This is a genomic window from Pseudomonas kielensis (assembly GCF_014236655.1).
Classification (GTDB): domain Bacteria; phylum Pseudomonadota; class Gammaproteobacteria; order Pseudomonadales; family Pseudomonadaceae; genus Aquipseudomonas; species Aquipseudomonas kielensis.
Window position 1 is genome coordinate 321548 of sequence record NZ_JACMYG010000001.1, and the last position, 16483, is coordinate 338030.

Consider the following 16483-nt stretch of genomic DNA (forward strand, 5'->3'; position numbering starts at 1 on the left):
GGCACATGCCTCCCCCACTTCGGTAATTACTGTGGGAGCGAGCGAGCCCGCTCCCACAGGGGGTGTCAGGTGCTGCAAATTCCCGTGTCAGCTTAGCCCCAACTCGCGCCAGATTCGCAACACCTGCTGGCGCTCATCGACAAACTGGTTGCCTGCCACCACCCCGGCCTCGTTCTGCAAGGCCTGGCGGTGAGCGGCGGCGCGGTAGGCCTTGTAGACCTCACGCATCAGGCTGGCATCGGCCGCGGGCATCAAGCCTTCGTGCTCCAGCTCTTCCAGAATGCGGATGTTGTCCGTCCAGCGCAGCAACGGCGGATGCGTCTGGGACCACGCCAAAGCCGCGTATTGCACCATAAATTCAATATCGACGATACCACCGGCGTCCTGCTTGAGGTCGAACGGCACCGTGGCTTCGAAGGCATTGGCCGCTGTCCCGGCACCGGTAATCCTGGTTCCCAGGTTATCGCGCATCTTGGCGCGCATCTCGCTGACTTCCTGGCGCAACTTGGGCAAATCGCGGGCTCGACCCAACACCTTGGCGCGGACTTTCTCGAACGCCTGGCCGACATCCTGGCTGCCCACCAGCACACGGGCGCGCACCAGCGCCTGATGTTCCCAGGTCCACGCTTCGTTCTCTTGATAGCGCTCAAACGCCCCCAGCGAACTGACCAGCAGCCCCGAGGCACCGGACGGCCGCAGGCGCATATCGACTTCGTAGAGCTGGCCGGAGTTGGTCTGGGTGGTCAGCAAATGAATAATGCGCTGGCCCAGGCGGGTGAAGAACTGCGCGCCATCGATCGGCTTGGGCCCGTCGGTTTCCGCCTGCGGGTCACCGTCGTGGATGAACACCAGGTCCAGGTCGGAGCCATGGCCGAGCTCCAGCCCACCGACCTTGCCGTAGCCCACAATCACAAAGCCTGGGTCACACAAGGTGCCGTCGGGACGCTGTGGCGAACCATACTTGGCGGCGGTCTGGCGCCAGGCCAGGGCCAGGACTTGCTCCAGGATCGCCTCGGCCAGCCAGGTCAGGTAGTCGCTGACCTTCATCAAGGGCAGGCTGCCGGCGATTTCCGAGGCCGCGACCCGCAGGCGGTGCGCCAGCTTGAAGTGCCGCAGGGCCTCCATCTGCTGCTCCAGGTCATCCTCGGGAATGCGTGTCAGGCGCTCGCGCAATTCCGCCGCCAGTTCCGGTGCCAGGGGCGGCTTGAACAGGCGCCCTTCGTTGAGCAACTCATCGAGCAACAGCGGGAAGCGGGTGATCTGTTCGGCAATCCACGGGCTGGCTGCGCACAGGGTCAACAGGCGACGCAGCGCACCCGGGTTTTCCGTGAGCAGCACCAGGTACGCCGAGCGCCGCGCCACGGCCTCGACCAACGGCAGCACCCGCTCCAACACCAGGTCCGGGTTGGCGTGCTCGACGGCCTGGGCCAGCAAGCGCGGGATAAAGGCGTCCAGGCGCTCGCGCCCCAGACGCTGCATTGCCCGCAACTGCGGACTGCCACGCAGACCGGCCAGGGCCTTCAGGGCTTTCGGCGCATCGGCAAACCCGCCTTCGTGCAACTGACGGCACGCGGCTTCTTCGTCCTGGGCTTCTTCCCACAGCGGCAACCATTCGCCACCGACCACCACTTCGCTTTCTGCCCCCTCCTCTTCGTCAGGGTCGGCGATCACTTGACGGAAATGCCAGTCGACCCGGCCCCGCCAATACATCAACTGCGCATGGAAGGCCGGCCAGTCGGCAAAACCCAGCATAAAGGCGATGCGCGCCTGATCCTGTTCGTTGTCCGGGAGCATTTGTGTCTGTCGGTCGGCAATCGCCTGGATCGCATGCTCGGTGTAACGCAGAAACTCATACCCCTCGCGCAATTCGCCAACGACCGCCGGCGGCAGGTAACCCTGCCCTTCCAGCGTACTCAGCACCTTTAATAAAGGACGCTGTTGCAGGCTCAGGTCGCGACCGCCGTGAATCAGCTGGAAGGCCTGGGCGATGAACTCCACTTCGCGGATACCACCGGAACCCAACTTGATGTTGTCGGCCATGCCCTTGCGCCGCACTTCCTGCTGGATCAACTGCTTCATGGTGCGCAGCGCTTCGATCGCCGAGAAATCCAGGTAGCGCCGGTAGACGAACGGGCGCAGCAGGTCGAGCAATTGCGCCCCTGCGACCTGGTCGCCGGCCACCACCCGCGCCTTGATCATGGCATAGCGTTCCCAGTCACGGCCCTGGTCCTGATAGTACTGCTCCAGGGCATTGAAGCTGAGCACCAGCGCGCCGGACGAGCCGTACGGACGCAGGCGCATGTCGACGCGGAATACAAAGCCGTCGACCGTCATGGGGTCCAGCGCCTTGATCAGCCGCTGGCCCAGACGAATGAAGAACTCCTGGTTATCCAGCGCACGCTTGACGCCGACGGTCTCACCGCCTTCGGGGTAGGCGAAGATCAGGTCAATGTCCGAGGACAGGTTGAGTTCCACCGCGCCGAGCTTGCCCATGCCCAGGATGACCATCTGCTGCGGCTCACCGCTGCGCCGTCCGGTAGGCGTGCCGAACTGCTGGCAGTGACGCAGGTACAGCCACTGATAGGCTTGGTCGATGCTGGCATCGGCCATGTCCGAGAGATCGCGGCAGGTCTGGATCAGGTCGGCCTGGCGGGTCAGGTCGCGCCAGATGATGCGCACCTGGTGACGGTTACGCTGGCGGCGCAGCGCCCGGGCCAGTTCGTCATCGGTGGTCGCACCCTGCGCGGCCGTGGCGATCTGCGCACAGAGCTCGCCCGCAGCGAAGGGCCGGTCCAGCTCGCCGGACTGCACCAACGCCAGCAACATCAGGGGGTCACGCACACATTGCTCAGTGACAAAGTCGCTGGCGCCCGTCACGCGGGCCCATTGCGCCCAGCGTTCAGGCGTCCAGATGGACAGGCCATGATCATCGTCAAGGGCCGCCACGGCCGCGCGCAACGATTGCTCGGCACGGCTGACAAACGGCTGGAGAATGGCGGGCAGTTGGGCAAGCGAAGGCAGGCTCATGGTCTATCCTTGATCGGCGTAGAAAGGGCGGTCTGTAGTGAACCCAGCAATTGCACTACGCAAACGACTGTCGAACAAAAGTTAGAAATAGCTGAAATTTCATTTTTTTTGGTAGCCAGCATCACGCTTGACCCTATTCTGGTTGGCTAAAGACCAAGAGTAACGATTATTCTCACAACACAGCAGGAGGCCACAAGCCGTTCTTCTGTAGTTTTACTACTCGTATATACATTCGAAAGGCTGAAATGCCCGATGATTTGTAGTAAAACTACACGCCGCCGAATCAACCTCCGGCATTCCAAGAATTTATAACGTCTGCCCACAAGGCCAGTCGCTAACTCAGGCAACCGATTCTGGTAGCCTTTCCGCCCTGGAGCAAGCCATGCAAGACCTCGATCCCGTCGAAACCCAGGAATGGCTGGACGCCCTGGAATCGGTTCTCGACAAAGAAGGCGAAGACCGTGCTCACTATCTGATGACCCGTATGGGCGAACTCGCAACCCGTAGCGGTTCGCAACTGCCTTACGCCATCACCACGCCGTACCGCAACACGATCCCCGTTACCCACGAAGCACGCATGCCTGGCGACCTGTTCATGGAACGCCGCATTCGCTCGCTGGTACGCTGGAACGCGATGGCCATGGTGATGCGTACGAACCTGAAAGATTCTGACCTGGGCGGTCACATCTCCAGCTTCGCCTCCAGCGCAACCCTGTACGACATCGGCTTCAACTATTTCTTCCAGGCCCCGACCGACGAACACGGCGGCGACCTGATCTACTTCCAGGGTCACACCTCGCCAGGCGTCTACGCCCGTGCGTTCATGGAAGGCCGCATCACCGAAGAACAAATGAACAACTTCCGCCAGGAAGTCGACGGTCAGGGCCTGTCGTCCTATCCGCACCCTTGGCTGATGCCTGACTTCTGGCAGTTCCCGACCGTTTCCATGGGTCTGGGTCCGATCCAGGCGATCTACCAGGCACGTTTCATGAAGTACCTGGAAGCCCGTGGCTTCATCCCCGAAGGCAAGCAGAAAGTCTGGTGCTTCCTGGGCGACGGCGAGTGCGACGAGCCGGAATCCCTGGGCGCAATCTCCCTGGCTGGCCGCGAGAAGCTGGACAACCTGATCTTCGTCATCAACTGCAACCTGCAGCGCCTCGACGGCCCGGTTCGCGGCAACGGCAAGATCATCCAGGAACTCGAAGGCGTGTTCCGTGGTGCTCAGTGGAACGTGACCAAAGTCATCTGGGGCCGTTTCTGGGACCCACTGCTGGCCAAGGACGTCGACGGCATCCTGCAACGCCGCATGGACGAAGTCATCGACGGCGAGTACCAGAACTACAAGGCCAAGGACGGCGCGTTCGTCCGTGAGCACTTCTTCAACACGCCAGAACTCAAGGCGATGGTTGCCGATCTGTCCGACGACGAGATCTGGAAGCTCAACCGTGGCGGCCACGACCCGTACAAGGTCTACGCGGCGTACCACGAAGCGGTCAACCACAAAGAACAACCGACCGTTATCCTGGCCAAGACCATCAAGGGTTATGGCACCGGTGCCGGCGAAGCGAAAAACACTGCGCACAACACCAAGAAAGTCGACGTCGACAGCCTGAAGTTGTTCCGTGACCGCTTCGACATCCCGGTCAAGGACGAAGAGCTGGAGAACCTGCCGTTCTTCAAGCCGGAACCCAACAGCGCCGAAGCCCGCTACCTGAGCGAGCGCCGCACCGCATTGGGCGGTTTCGTACCACAGCGTCGCGCACAGAGCTTCAACATCCCGACGCCGCCACTGGACACCCTCAAGGCGATCCTGGACGGCTCGGGCGACCGTGAAATTTCCACCACCATGGCGTTCGTGCGGATCCTCGCGCAACTGGTCAAGGACAAGGAAATCGGTTCGCGCATCGTCCCGATCATCCCGGACGAAGCCCGTACCTTCGGTATGGAAGGCATGTTCCGTCAGTTGGGCATCTACTCCTCCGTCGGCCAGCTCTACGAGCCAGTCGATAAAGACCAGGTGATGTTCTACAAGGAAGACAAGAAGGGCCAGATCCTCGAAGAAGGGATCAACGAAGCAGGTGCCATGAGCTCCTTCATCGCGGCCGGTACTTCGTACTCCAACCACAACCAGCCCATGCTGCCGTTCTACATCTTCTACTCGATGTTCGGCTTCCAGCGCATCGGCGACCTGGCCTGGGCGGCCGGCGACAGCCGTACCCGTGGCTTCCTGATCGGCGGTACCGCTGGCCGGACCACGCTGAACGGCGAAGGCCTGCAACACGAAGACGGTCACAGCCACATCCTGGCTGCCACCATCCCGAACTGCCGCACCTTTGATCCAACCTACGGCTACGAGCTGGCGGTGATCATCCAGGACGGCATGAAGAAGATGACCGAAGAGCAGCAGGACGTTTTCTACTACATCACCGTGATGAACGAGTCCTACCAGCAGCCAGCCATGCCGGCCGGTGTGGAAGAAGGCATCATCAAGGGCATGTACCTGCTCGAAGAAGACAACCGCGAAGCGGCACACCACGTACAGCTGATGGGCTCCGGCACCATCCTGCGTGAAGTCCGTGAAGCGGCGAAGATTCTGCGTGAAGAGTTCAACGTCGGCGCTGACGTCTGGAGCGTTACCAGCTTCAACGAACTGCGTCGCGATGGCCTGGCCGTGGAGCGCAGCAACCGTCTGCACCCAGGCCAGAAGCCTAAGCTGAGCTACGTCGAAGAGTGCCTGAACGGCCGTAAAGGTCCGGTGATTGCCTCTACCGACTACATGAAACTGTTCGCCGAACAGATCCGTCAGTGGGTACCGTCCAAGGAATTCAAAGTCCTGGGCACCGACGGTTTCGGTCGCAGCGACAGCCGCAAGAAACTGCGTCATTTCTTCGAAGTTGACCGTCATTTCGTGGTGTTGGCAGCCCTGGAAGCACTGGCTGACCGTGGTGACATCGAACCTAAGGTTGTGGCTGAAGCCATCGCCAAGTTCGGTATCAACCCGGAAAAACGCAACCCACTGGACTGCTGAGGAGATTTTCCGTGAGCGAACTCATTCGCGTACCTGACATCGGCAGCGGTGAAGGTGAAGTAATTGAACTGTTTGTGAAGGTCGGCGACAAAGTCGAAGCCGACCAGAGCATCCTGACCCTGGAATCGGACAAGGCGAGCATGGAAATCCCTGCTCCCAAGGCCGGCGTGGTCAAGAGCCTGAAAGTGAAGCTGGGCGACCGCCTGAAAGAAGGCGACGAACTGCTGGAGCTGGAAATCGAAGGTGCCGCTGACGCGGCCCCTGCGCCAGCCGCTCCTGCTGCGGCTCCTGCCCCTGCTGCTGAAAAGCCTGCCGCTGCTGCCCAGGCCCCTGCGGCCCCGGCGGCTGCCCCTGCCGCCGCCACTGTGCAGGACATTCATGTCCCGGACATCGGCTCGTCGGGCAAGGCCAAGATCATCGAACTGCTGGTCAAGGTCGGCGACACCGTCGAGGCTGATCAGTCGCTGATCACCCTGGAATCCGACAAGGCCAGCATGGAAATCCCTTCGCCGGCTGCCGGCGTCGTGGAAAGCATCGCGGTCAAGCTCGAAGACGAAGTCGGCACTGGCGACTTTATCCTCAAGCTCAAAGTCCAGGGCGCAGCAGCTGCAGCCCCTGCACCTGCTCCGGCGGCAGCTCCAGCGGCCAAGGCTGAAGCGGCACCTGCCGCTGCCGCCCCTGCGCCTGCTGCAAAAGCTGCGGCCGCACCGGCCCCGACGGCTGCGCCAGCGCCAAGCGGTGCCAAGGTTCACGCAGGTCCGGCGGTACGCCAACTAGCCCGTGAATTCGGCGTCGAGCTGAATGCGGTGAGCCCTAGCGGCCCGCACGGTCGTGTGCTCAAGGAAGACGTGCAGGTTTACGTCAAGGCCATGATGCAGAAGGCCAAGGAAGCCCCGGCCGCCGGTGCTACTGGCGGCGCTGGCATCCCACCGATTCCGGTCGTGGACTTCAGCCGCTTCGGTGAAACCGAAGAAGTGCCGATGACCCGCCTGATGCAAATCGGCGCGTCGAGCCTGCATCGCAGCTGGCTGAACATTCCGCACGTGACCCAATTCGACTCGGCGGATATCACCGAGCTGGAAGCGTTCCGCATCGCCCAGAAAGCTGTGGCCGAGAAGGCTGGCGTCAAGCTGACCATCCTGCCACTGCTGCTCAAGTCCTGCGCGCACCTGCTCAAGGAGCTGCCGGACTTCAACAGCTCCCTGGCGCCAAGCGGCAAAGCGATCATCCGCAAGAAATACGTGAACATCGGTTTTGCGGTTGATACCCCAGACGGCCTGCTGGTTCCTGTGATCAAGAACGTTGATCAGAAGAGCTTGCTGCAACTGGCTGGCGAAGCCGCTGCGCTGGCTGCCAAAGCCCGCGACAAGAAGCTCACGGCCGACGACATGCAAGGCGCCTGCTTCACTATCTCCAGTCTCGGCCACATTGGCGGCACCGGCTTTACGCCGATCGTCAACGCACCGGAAGTGGCGATCCTCGGCGTGTCCAAGGCAACCATCCAGCCCGTCTGGGACGGCAAAGCCTTCCAGCCGAAACTGATGCTGCCACTGTCGCTGTCCTACGACCACCGTGTGATCAACGGCGCCGCTGCGGCCCGTTTCACCAAGCGTCTGAGCGACCTGCTGGGCGACATCCGCACCATCCTGCTGTAAGACGCAGGGCCCTTCCTCCACGAAGGGCCCCGCGCGCTCCACGTTTTCCGAGCGCCACGCTCGTACCTCAACCCCGCCAATTGGCGGGGCTTTTTTTGCCTGCAAAACAGTGCCCATCGCGACTGGCACTGGGGCAAAGCTAGTAAGAATTCCTACCCGCCCTATCCCCCAAGACCACGCCAACAGTTGACCTGGACCACATCCACGGTCCGCTTCCCCGCCAATATTTAAATGCCCCCCGGCCCTACGATGAATCGCCAAACGCACATACCGTGCTGGCCGCGACTTCCCTCGCCGCACTTCGAATGGATTCGAACATGCTCAAGCCTACTGTCGGCCCGATTGTTGGCCACACCACCTTTCACGACACCCGCCTGTTTCTGCGGGGCGCCCCAGTGACCAACGCCAGGGCATTCGCCGGGCTGCGTTATCGCCGCACGGGCGATACCGACTGGTCCCAAGGGCACTTCGCCGAGCTGACGGCCGCTCGCGACATGTCGGCGGTGATCGCACTGCACGGCCTCGCCAGCGATACCGAATATGAGTACCAGGCAGGCTGGTTCAACACTCGCGATACCCGACCAGCGCTGGAAACCCTTGACCCGCTGCAACTGCAATGGCCCCTGGAAACCTACCGCTTTCGCACTGCGTCCAGTGAACCCTGTACCCCCCGCAGCTACATCGTCGGCTCGTGTCGCTACCTGCGCATGACCCTGGGTATCGCGTCATTGCCCGCCAAGGGCGACCGGATCTTCGCAGCGATCAAGCGGCTGGCGCAGACCGCCTCGCCACCGATCAGCGCCCTGGTGATGACCGGTGATCAGGTGTACGTGGACGACATGAACGCCGTCGTCCCGGACCGCGATTACCCGGATATTCTCGCCAAGTACCGCGCGGCCTTTTCTCAGCCCCATATCCAGGCGTTGATGGCCTCATTGCCGACTTACATGATTCTCGACGACCACGAAATAGAAGATAACTGGCCCGCGAACGCCAGCCGCAACGACAGCCGCCTGTATCACAACGCGATGGCCGCGTACGAAATCTATCAAGCCAGCCATGGACCGGCGCATGAACGGGGGCCTGGCGAGCAACCCGCTGACCAGCCGCCACATTACTGGTACCAGTTTGCTCAGGGGGACATCGAATGGTTTGTCATGGACACCCGAACCCGGCGCAACCTGTCGGCCGACGATCGACGCATCCTCGATGCCGATCAGGAGCACGCGGTGCTCAAGTGGCTGATCAACAGCCCGGCGCGGGTCAAATTGCTGGTCACCGGCGTCATGCTGTTCCCCGACAGCAAAAGCAATGACGGTGACACCTGGAAAGCCTTCCCCGAACAGCGCCTGCGCATCCTCGAAAGTATCCGCCTGCACAAGATCAGGAATGTGGTGATCATCTCGGGCGACGTCCACGGCTCGCTCTCCTCGCGCCTACGCCACACAGCAGACCCGGACTTCGAGGTGCAAACCATCGTCTCCTCGCCGTTTTGCAACAGCCTCTGGCTGCCCTACGCCAAGGCCTCGTCGTTCATCCTTGACCAGCCACTGGCGAAAACCGCGGCCGGTGACTATTACCTCGAATGGACAAGCAAGGTGATCAGCCAGGACAACTTCGCCCACCTGACGGTGCACACCGAGTACATTCGCGTGGAGTACCGTGACCCGAATGGCGATTACCTGTATTCGGCCAACCTGCCACTGCACCCTCCCCAGCCGTCTCTGCCATCTGCTGTGTAGGTGCTTGCTTGCGGAATCCCACAAATTACGCGCAGTTTTCCTACAGAAATTCGTATTTATGCCGATAAAGACCTATAGCACTTAGCCTTCATCCTCTATTGTCAGCCAGGGCGGCATCATGCAACCTTGCCGCTGGCAACACAGAGGGCGTGAGCCCGTCGCGTTCAGCATTTTCGAAGCGAGTTTCTTCCATGAAAAGCCATCCCGATGCCACCAGCCGAATGGTGGCCGAGGTAGTGACGCAATTGCCTGTGCCCTCGCGGCTCGGCATGCTGCGTTTCGAGCGGCTGAATGAAGCAAGCTGGGCCCTGCTGTTTCTCGACCCCAACTGCGAACGCCAGTTCGGCCTGCCCGCGGTAGAGCTTTGCGCCCTGGTCGGCTCGCCCTACGCCAGCCTGATGGAGCCGGAGGCGCGCTATCAGTTGCACGACACGATCCAGCAGCAACTGAGCCAAAGCCCCCATTACCTGATCCGCTACACCCTGCACACGGCCCAGGGCTCCCTGAGCCTGCTGGAAATGGGCGAAGCCTATAAACAACACAATCGCCACCTGCTACGCGGTTATCTGCTGGTGGTCGACGGCCTGTTCGAAGACGACCCCCTGCTGCCGGCGCTCGACCTGGAAACCCAGAATTCGCGCCTGCAGATTGCCCTGGAGCTGAACCAGCGTGCCCAGCAGGAACAGCTCCAGCACCTGGAGCGCGTGCGCGCCCAGCAAGAGTTGATCCTGCTGCTGACGCGCCAGCGCTACAGCTCCGGCAATTCGTTGCGCGAAGCGGCGGAACTGATTACCCGCAGTGCCTGCGATATCTACCAGATCGACAGCGCCAGCCTGTGGAACCTGGAAAACCGGCAACTGCTGCCGATCTCCGCCTACCATCGCCCTTCGCAGGAACACCGGCTACCGGACGTGATCGACGCCAGCGGCTTCCCCGATTACCTGGAAGCCCTGCACTCGAGCCGGGCCATCGATGCCCACAACGCCATGCATGACCCGCGCACCCGGGAGATGGCCGAGAGCCTTCGCCCGCGGGACGTCAACGCCATGCTCGATGCCAGCATCCGCGTGGACGGCCAGGTGGTTGGCGTCCTGTGCCTGGAACAGACCGGCGTGACCCGTGCCTGGCAATCGGACGAAATCGCCTTCGCCGGCGAGCTGGCCGATCAGTTTGCCCAGGTCATCAACAACCACAACCGGCGCACCGCCACCAGCGCCCTGCACCTGTTCCAGCGTGCGGTCGAGCAAAGTGCCAATGCCTTTTTGCTGGTCAATTGCGACGGCGTGGTCGAGTACGTCAACCCCAGCTTCACGGCGATCACCCAGTACAGCACCGAAGAAGTCCACGGTCAGCGCCTGTCGGAACTGCCGGCCCTGGAAAATCTCAGCGAACTGCTGTTCGACGCGCCCTCCAGCCTGGCCAAGAGCAACAGCTGGCAAGGTGAATTCAAGAGCCGGCGCAAGAACCTGGAGCCCTACTGGGGCCAGTTGTCGATTTCCAAGGTGTATGGCGACAACCGCGAGCTGACCCACTACATCGGCATCTACGAAGACATCACCCAGACCAAGCTCGCCCAACAGCGCATCGAGCGCCTGGCCTACACCGACAATCTGACCAACCTGGGCAATCGCCCGGCGTTCATCCGTAACCTCGACGAACGTTTTGCCCGCGACAGCGACAGCCCGATCTGCCTGTTGCTGGTGGACATCGACAATTTCAAGCGGATCAACGACAGCCTCGGCCACCAGACCGGCGACAAGCTGCTGATCAGTCTGGCCCGCCGCCTGCGCAACAGCCTGAGCCCGAGCGGCAGCCTGGCGCGCTTTGCCAGCAACGAATTTGCGGTACTGCTGGATGACGCCAGCCTGAATCTCGGCCAGCAAATGGCCAGCCAGCTGTTGATGACGCTGGACAAGCCGATGTTCGTCGATAACCAATTGATCAGCGTCACCGCCTCCGTCGGCGTGGCCTGTGCGCCGCTGCACGGGCGCGACCCGCAAACACTGATGCGCAACGCCGGGCTGGCCCTGCACAAGGCCAAGGCCAATGGCAAACATCAGGTCCAAGTGTTCACCGAGGCCTTGAACGCCGAGGCCAGCTACAAGTTGTTCGTGGAGAACAACCTGCGCCGCGCCCTGACCCAGAACGAACTGGACGTGTTCTACCAGCCCAAACTGTGCCTGCGCTCCGGGCGCTTGCTGGGGATGGAGGCGCTGCTGCGCTGGAACCACCCGGAAAAGGGCATGATCCGCCCCGACCAGTTCATCAGCGTCGCCGAAGAGACCGGCCTGATCATCCCCATCGGCAAATGGATCGCCCGCCAGGCCTGCCGCATGAGCATCGAACTGAGCGCTGCCGGGCTGGGCAACCTGCAGGTGGCGATCAACCTGTCGCCCAAGCAGTTCTCCGACCCGGACCTGGTGTCCTCGATTGCCAACATCCTCAAGGAAGAAAAGCTGCCCGCCCACCTGCTGGAGCTCGAACTGACCGAAGGCCTGTTGCTGGAAGCCACCGAAGACACCCACCTGCAACTCGACCAGCTCAAGCGCCTGGGCCTGACCCTGGCCATGGACGACTTCGGCACCGGTTACTCGTCCCTTAGTTACCTGAAGAAATTCCCGATCGACATCATCAAGATTGATCGCAGCTTCATTCATGAGATCCCGGATAACCAGGACGACATGGAGATCACCTCGGCCGTGATCGCCATGGCCCACAACCTCAAACTCAAAGTGGTGGCCGAGGGCATCGAGACGGCCGAGCAACTGGCCTTCCTGCGGCGCCATCGCTGCGACGTCGGCCAGGGCTACCTGTTCGACCGGCCGATCCCGGGGGCCGAGCTGATCGACAAGCTCAAACGCTACCCACGCGGCCCAATTGCCTGACTGAGTCATCCCTGAGGGCGCTCGCTCCCACGGGGATTATTCGGCACACTGGCGGTCTGACTACTTACATACTCTGACTGAGAGGACTGATCATGGTCTTGCGCTCGGAAATTCTGGTGAACAAAAACGTGCTCCCAACTAAAGAACAAGCCCTGCCCGGCCGCGAAACGCCGATCACCGTGCCGGAGAAACACTTCGTCAACAAGGACCAGTACATGCTGGGTCCCTTCATCGGCAATGTGGAGTTCGCGATCTTCGGCCTGGGCTGCTTCTGGGGCGCAGAACGCAAGTTCTGGCAGCGTGAAGGCGTGGTCAGCACGGCGGTGGGTTATGCCGGCGGCTTCACCCCCAACCCGACCTACGAGGAAGTCTGCTCGGGCCTGACCGGCCACACCGAAGTGGTCCTGGTGGTGTATGACCAGGACAAGGTCAGCTACAAAGAACTGCTGGCGATGTTCTGGGAGCTGCATAACCCAACCCAGGGTATGCGCCAGGGCAACGACATCGGTACCCAGTACCGTTCGGTGATCTACGCGGTCAAACCTGAACAACTGGACGAAGCCAAGGCCAGCGAGAAAACGTTCCAGGCAGAACTGACCAAGGCCGGACTGGGCACCATCACCACCGAAATCGAACAGGCCCCGACCTTCTACTACGCCGAGGCCTATCACCAGCAGTACCTGGCAAAGAACCCGGAAGGCTACTGCGGGATCGGCGGCACGGGCGTGTGCATGCCACCGAGCCTGGCGGGGAATTAATCCTTAAAAGCATCGCGGGCAAGCCGAGCGCCGCCCGCGATGGCGTCCGATCAGACGCCGTCAAAACGGCTGATCAACTCTCGGCAATCAACCAATCCATCTGCCACCCACCCTGGGTCTGGCCAAGCTTCTGCGCCAGCCAGGGCAGCAGCTCCCGCAACTCCTCTTCCAGCCCCCACGGCGGATTGGCAATCGCCAGCCCGGAGCCGTTCAGGCTGTTGGGCGTATCCAGCGGATGCACCAGCAGTTCCACCCGCAACAACTTTGGCGCCCCCGTACCGGCCAGGTCCTGATAGAAGCGGCGCAACAGGCGCTGGTCCTTCACCGGGTACCAGATCGCAGCCACGGTTTGGCGCATGCGGCCAATCGCTTCTTTGAGCGCTGCAGCACAGCGCTGCATCTCATCGAGTTTCTCGAACGGCGGATCGATCAGCATCAAGCCGCGTTTCTCGGGCACCGGCAGCATCGCCCGGGGCACATGCCAGCCTTCGCCCAGGTGCACTTTGACCCGGCGATCACCCTTCATGTTGTCCTTGAGCAGCAAACCGTCTTCGGGGTGCTTCTCGTTGAGCAGGACCCGATCCTGTGGACGGGTCAGACGCCGCGCCAGCTCCGGCGAGCCCGGGTAATAGCGCAACTGGCCATCCGGGTTCATCTCGTGCAGCACCTGCATGTAGTCGGCCGTCAGCACCGGCAGATCCGGCTCGCCCCACAATCGCGCGATACCCTCCAGGTACTCACCGGTCCGGCTGGCCTGATCGCCCTGCAGGTCATACAGACCAATGCCGGCGTGGGTGTCGAGATAGGCAAACGGCTGCTCCTTGCGCGACATCAGGGCGATGAGGCGGGTCAAGGTCAGGTGTTTGAACACGTCGGCGTGATTGCCGGCGTGGAAGGCGTGACGATAATTCATGGCTGCTCCTGCGAAGGAGGCGAAGTTTACCTTTTACCGGCCAGCAAGTCAGGGGTTCGCCCTCCAAATCAGACAACATCCAGCTCAGCTAGCAACGCGAGACAAAGCATAACAACCAACAAAATTATACCAACCCACTGCAAAGCGATTAGTTTTTGTTTGAGAGGAACAGGTAGCTCTTTTAAATCGTCAGGATTGAGAAGTCCGCGCTTAATGTAAAAGGTAGAGAAGGCCACACAACCTGATATACGACCAATCATCATTATTCTTCCCCACACCCCGCTATATTCAAAGGCACTCCCCTCCGTAACGCCCCAGCTGTTTTTAAAACATCGCTGAAGAATATCCATTTTTGTGTTTGCTAGAAAAAGCATGTAGCCAATTCCCGCGAACAACCCTGCAATGTCAATAATTCCTACGACAAGGAATAATGTATCAGCGGTGCTCAGGGTCAATTAAGAGACTCATATATTGTTTCGGTTGCACCTTCACCAGCCTTCCCTCCGGTATAGCTTGCTGAAAGTAAAAAAATGAGGACTGATTTATTTTCACCAAAAATTCTTTTCACCAAAACCCTCTTAAACGAGTGGCATACACTGCAATTAACTGCGGCGTCATCGCGTCTTGGCCAGCTATTTGAGCGCTCCGGATTTCCATAACGCGACCAGTAAGAGCATAGCAGTGAATGACACGATAACACTCCATTGCAGCACAACTAACTTCCATCTTAGCGGACGAGGAAAGCCTGCAAAGTCCTGAACACTTAGAATACCGTGCTTAATGAAAAAACTTGGAAAAGCAAGAACCATACAAGCGCTTCCCACGAGCTGAAGCCTACCCCAATAACCCTTATGTATGCGTGCAGCATTAGATATGCTTGGGGAGCTATTCTTGAAATGTCCCAATAAGAACTCTCTTTTCGTATACCCCAAGTGCAATGCGAAACAGTTGCCGACAAGTACGAATACGAACGCCAAGCCACACAAACCGCCAGCAATCATTTCTGCAGTAGTCATTTCGTCGACTCGTAAATCGCTTCGCCTATGAACTCGCCGCTCATTTCTCCCAACGTACCCCCCGCATACGAGCCAGCGCCCACAGCAACGATACTGCAAGCAAGCGTTAAAAAGCCGCCTGTTGGAACTCCCAGAGCAACGCACAGGCCTCCGACTACCGGCGCGGTTAATATCCTGCCTGTGGCCATGCCAGCAGCCACTCCTACCGTGAAACTCCCTGACTCAGTAAGCCGGATTCGTCTACACGCTTCGCTATTTCCTGCAGCACACACATCCTGAACCTTCGCAGCAGAAGCTCCTCCGCCGACGGCAGTCCCTAACCAACCGCCGTACTGGACGTATTTTGAAGCCCTCGCTACTCCTTCAAGATGTGTGGCATGCCCCGGTATTTGCCCCGCTGGGCTGGCATTAGTCCAATGGTGGACCAGGCTTTGACTGGAGATACCCAGCATTTTTTTCAAATTGATGTGCTGGGGAAATCCAATGCCCTTGCGGGTCAGTGCCGTCATATGGCTGTTCAGTTGAGCGAGCAACCGCTGGCGTTCTGCAAAAAAAGCCGGCGAGCGCAGGTGCCCATCTCTTTGGAGCGTCGCCTGTTGCAACACTTCAATATCCCTCAAAGCACTGCCTACGTTATCCAGATTGCTCTTGAAAATGCTCGCGCCGACACCGATAGCGCCAGAGCCATAGCTCAGGAAGGTCTGGATTACATCCCGGTGTTGCATCATGAAATCCGCTTCTTGCGGGCTAAGCGTTTCAAGCACCTGGTTGGTCCTGGCTGCCACATCCATGAGCAGCGCTTCTTCACGGCTGCACTGGAAGTTATTGGGATCGCTCAGTACGATCATCGAGCCGGCCTTGACGTCCCGCAGATTGGGATTGAGCAGTTTGAATTTGCCCATTACCGCCGGGTCGCGCAGGGTGAACAACGAAGCCTCGAGTTGTTCGCCGGTGGTGCTCCTGGGCACGATGTAGAACCCAGGGTCTGCTGGTTGTGCGTTGTTGCCATGCATTGGCACCTGAGGATTCGGCGCAGGCATGAAGCCGGATGAATGTGGCGTTGTAGGGTGGCTGGTGGCGGATGCGACCGGCTGGACAGGGGCCATGGCGGCACGCTGTGCCGCACCTCGCGCGGGCTCGTAAGAGACGCTGGTCAATGAGGGAATCAACTCTGCTTTACAGGGGCAGCTACTGAGGCTATCCAGCGACCCCGCGACAATCCTGCCGTGGCTGGTGATGTGTGAGACGCCACCTGCAATCACGTAGGTTTCATTGTCCTTTCCGCAAGAAACCCGGTCGCCATCCCGCGCATGGGCGAAGCCAAACAGCGTGACGCGAGTATCTGCCTCCAGAACCTCGCCACCACAACTGGTCTTGTCACCTTTACGAATGAAATATCCCTTCGTCATTGCTTGAACTCCTTGTCTGCTGGCTGCGCACTTGCACGGGGCTAGCGCAA

General features: G+C 60.2%; 9 protein-coding genes. 5 read left to right on the forward strand and 4 right to left on the reverse strand.

The window, feature by feature from the left end; all coding sequences use genetic code 11:
* Positions 1–87 precede the first annotated feature (87 nt).
* Positions 88–3027, reverse strand: coding sequence for a bifunctional [glutamate--ammonia ligase]-adenylyl-L-tyrosine phosphorylase/[glutamate--ammonia-ligase] adenylyltransferase (gene glnE, locus H7995_RS01375; protein ID WP_185817847.1), 2940 nt, complete (start codon positions 3025–3027; stop codon positions 88–90).
* Between the two features lie 382 nt (positions 3028–3409).
* Here glnE and aceE point away from each other — a divergent pair, with 382 nt between their 5' ends.
* The 5 genes from aceE (at position 3410) to msrA (ending at position 13095) form a co-directional block, all read left to right on the forward strand.
* A complete protein-coding gene (aceE, locus tag H7995_RS01380; RefSeq protein WP_166592070.1) occupies positions 3410–6055 on the forward strand; it encodes a pyruvate dehydrogenase (acetyl-transferring), homodimeric type in 2646 nt (881 codons plus the stop codon).
* A gap of 11 nt (positions 6056–6066) precedes the next feature.
* The gene (gene aceF, locus H7995_RS01385) at positions 6067–7710 is read left to right on the forward strand and encodes a dihydrolipoyllysine-residue acetyltransferase (protein ID WP_182343227.1); all 1644 of its coding nucleotides are present in this window, start codon (positions 6067–6069) and stop codon (positions 7708–7710) included.
* Between the two features lie 317 nt (positions 7711–8027).
* The gene (locus tag H7995_RS01390) at positions 8028–9452 is read left to right on the forward strand and encodes an alkaline phosphatase D family protein (protein WP_185817848.1); all 1425 of its coding nucleotides are present in this window, start codon (positions 8028–8030) and stop codon (positions 9450–9452) included.
* A gap of 191 nt (positions 9453–9643) precedes the next feature.
* Complete coding sequence (locus H7995_RS01395) at positions 9644–12337, forward strand: sensor domain-containing phosphodiesterase (protein ID WP_185817849.1); 2694 nt, start codon at positions 9644–9646, stop codon at positions 12335–12337.
* Positions 12338–12429: 92 nt separating this feature from the next.
* Complete coding sequence (gene msrA, locus H7995_RS01400) at positions 12430–13095, forward strand: peptide-methionine (S)-S-oxide reductase MsrA (RefSeq protein ID WP_166593086.1); 666 nt, start codon at positions 12430–12432, stop codon at positions 13093–13095.
* Positions 13096–13168: 73 nt separating this feature from the next.
* Here the strand turns inward: msrA and H7995_RS01405 are convergent, their stop codons facing one another.
* From H7995_RS01405 to H7995_RS01415, 3 genes are all read right to left on the reverse strand, one after another.
* A complete protein-coding gene (locus tag H7995_RS01405) occupies positions 13169–14008 on the reverse strand; it encodes a 23S rRNA (adenine(2030)-N(6))-methyltransferase RlmJ (protein WP_182343221.1) in 840 nt (279 codons plus the stop codon).
* 68 nt (positions 14009–14076) lie between these two features.
* Positions 14077–14463 (reverse strand): hypothetical protein, encoded by a 387-nt coding sequence (locus H7995_RS01410; protein ID WP_166593087.1) that lies wholly within the window; start codon positions 14461–14463, stop codon positions 14077–14079.
* 557 nt (positions 14464–15020) lie between these two features.
* A complete protein-coding gene (locus tag H7995_RS01415; RefSeq protein ID WP_185817850.1) occupies positions 15021–16433 on the reverse strand; it encodes a PAAR domain-containing protein in 1413 nt (470 codons plus the stop codon).
* Positions 16434–16483: the final 50 nt, after the last annotated feature.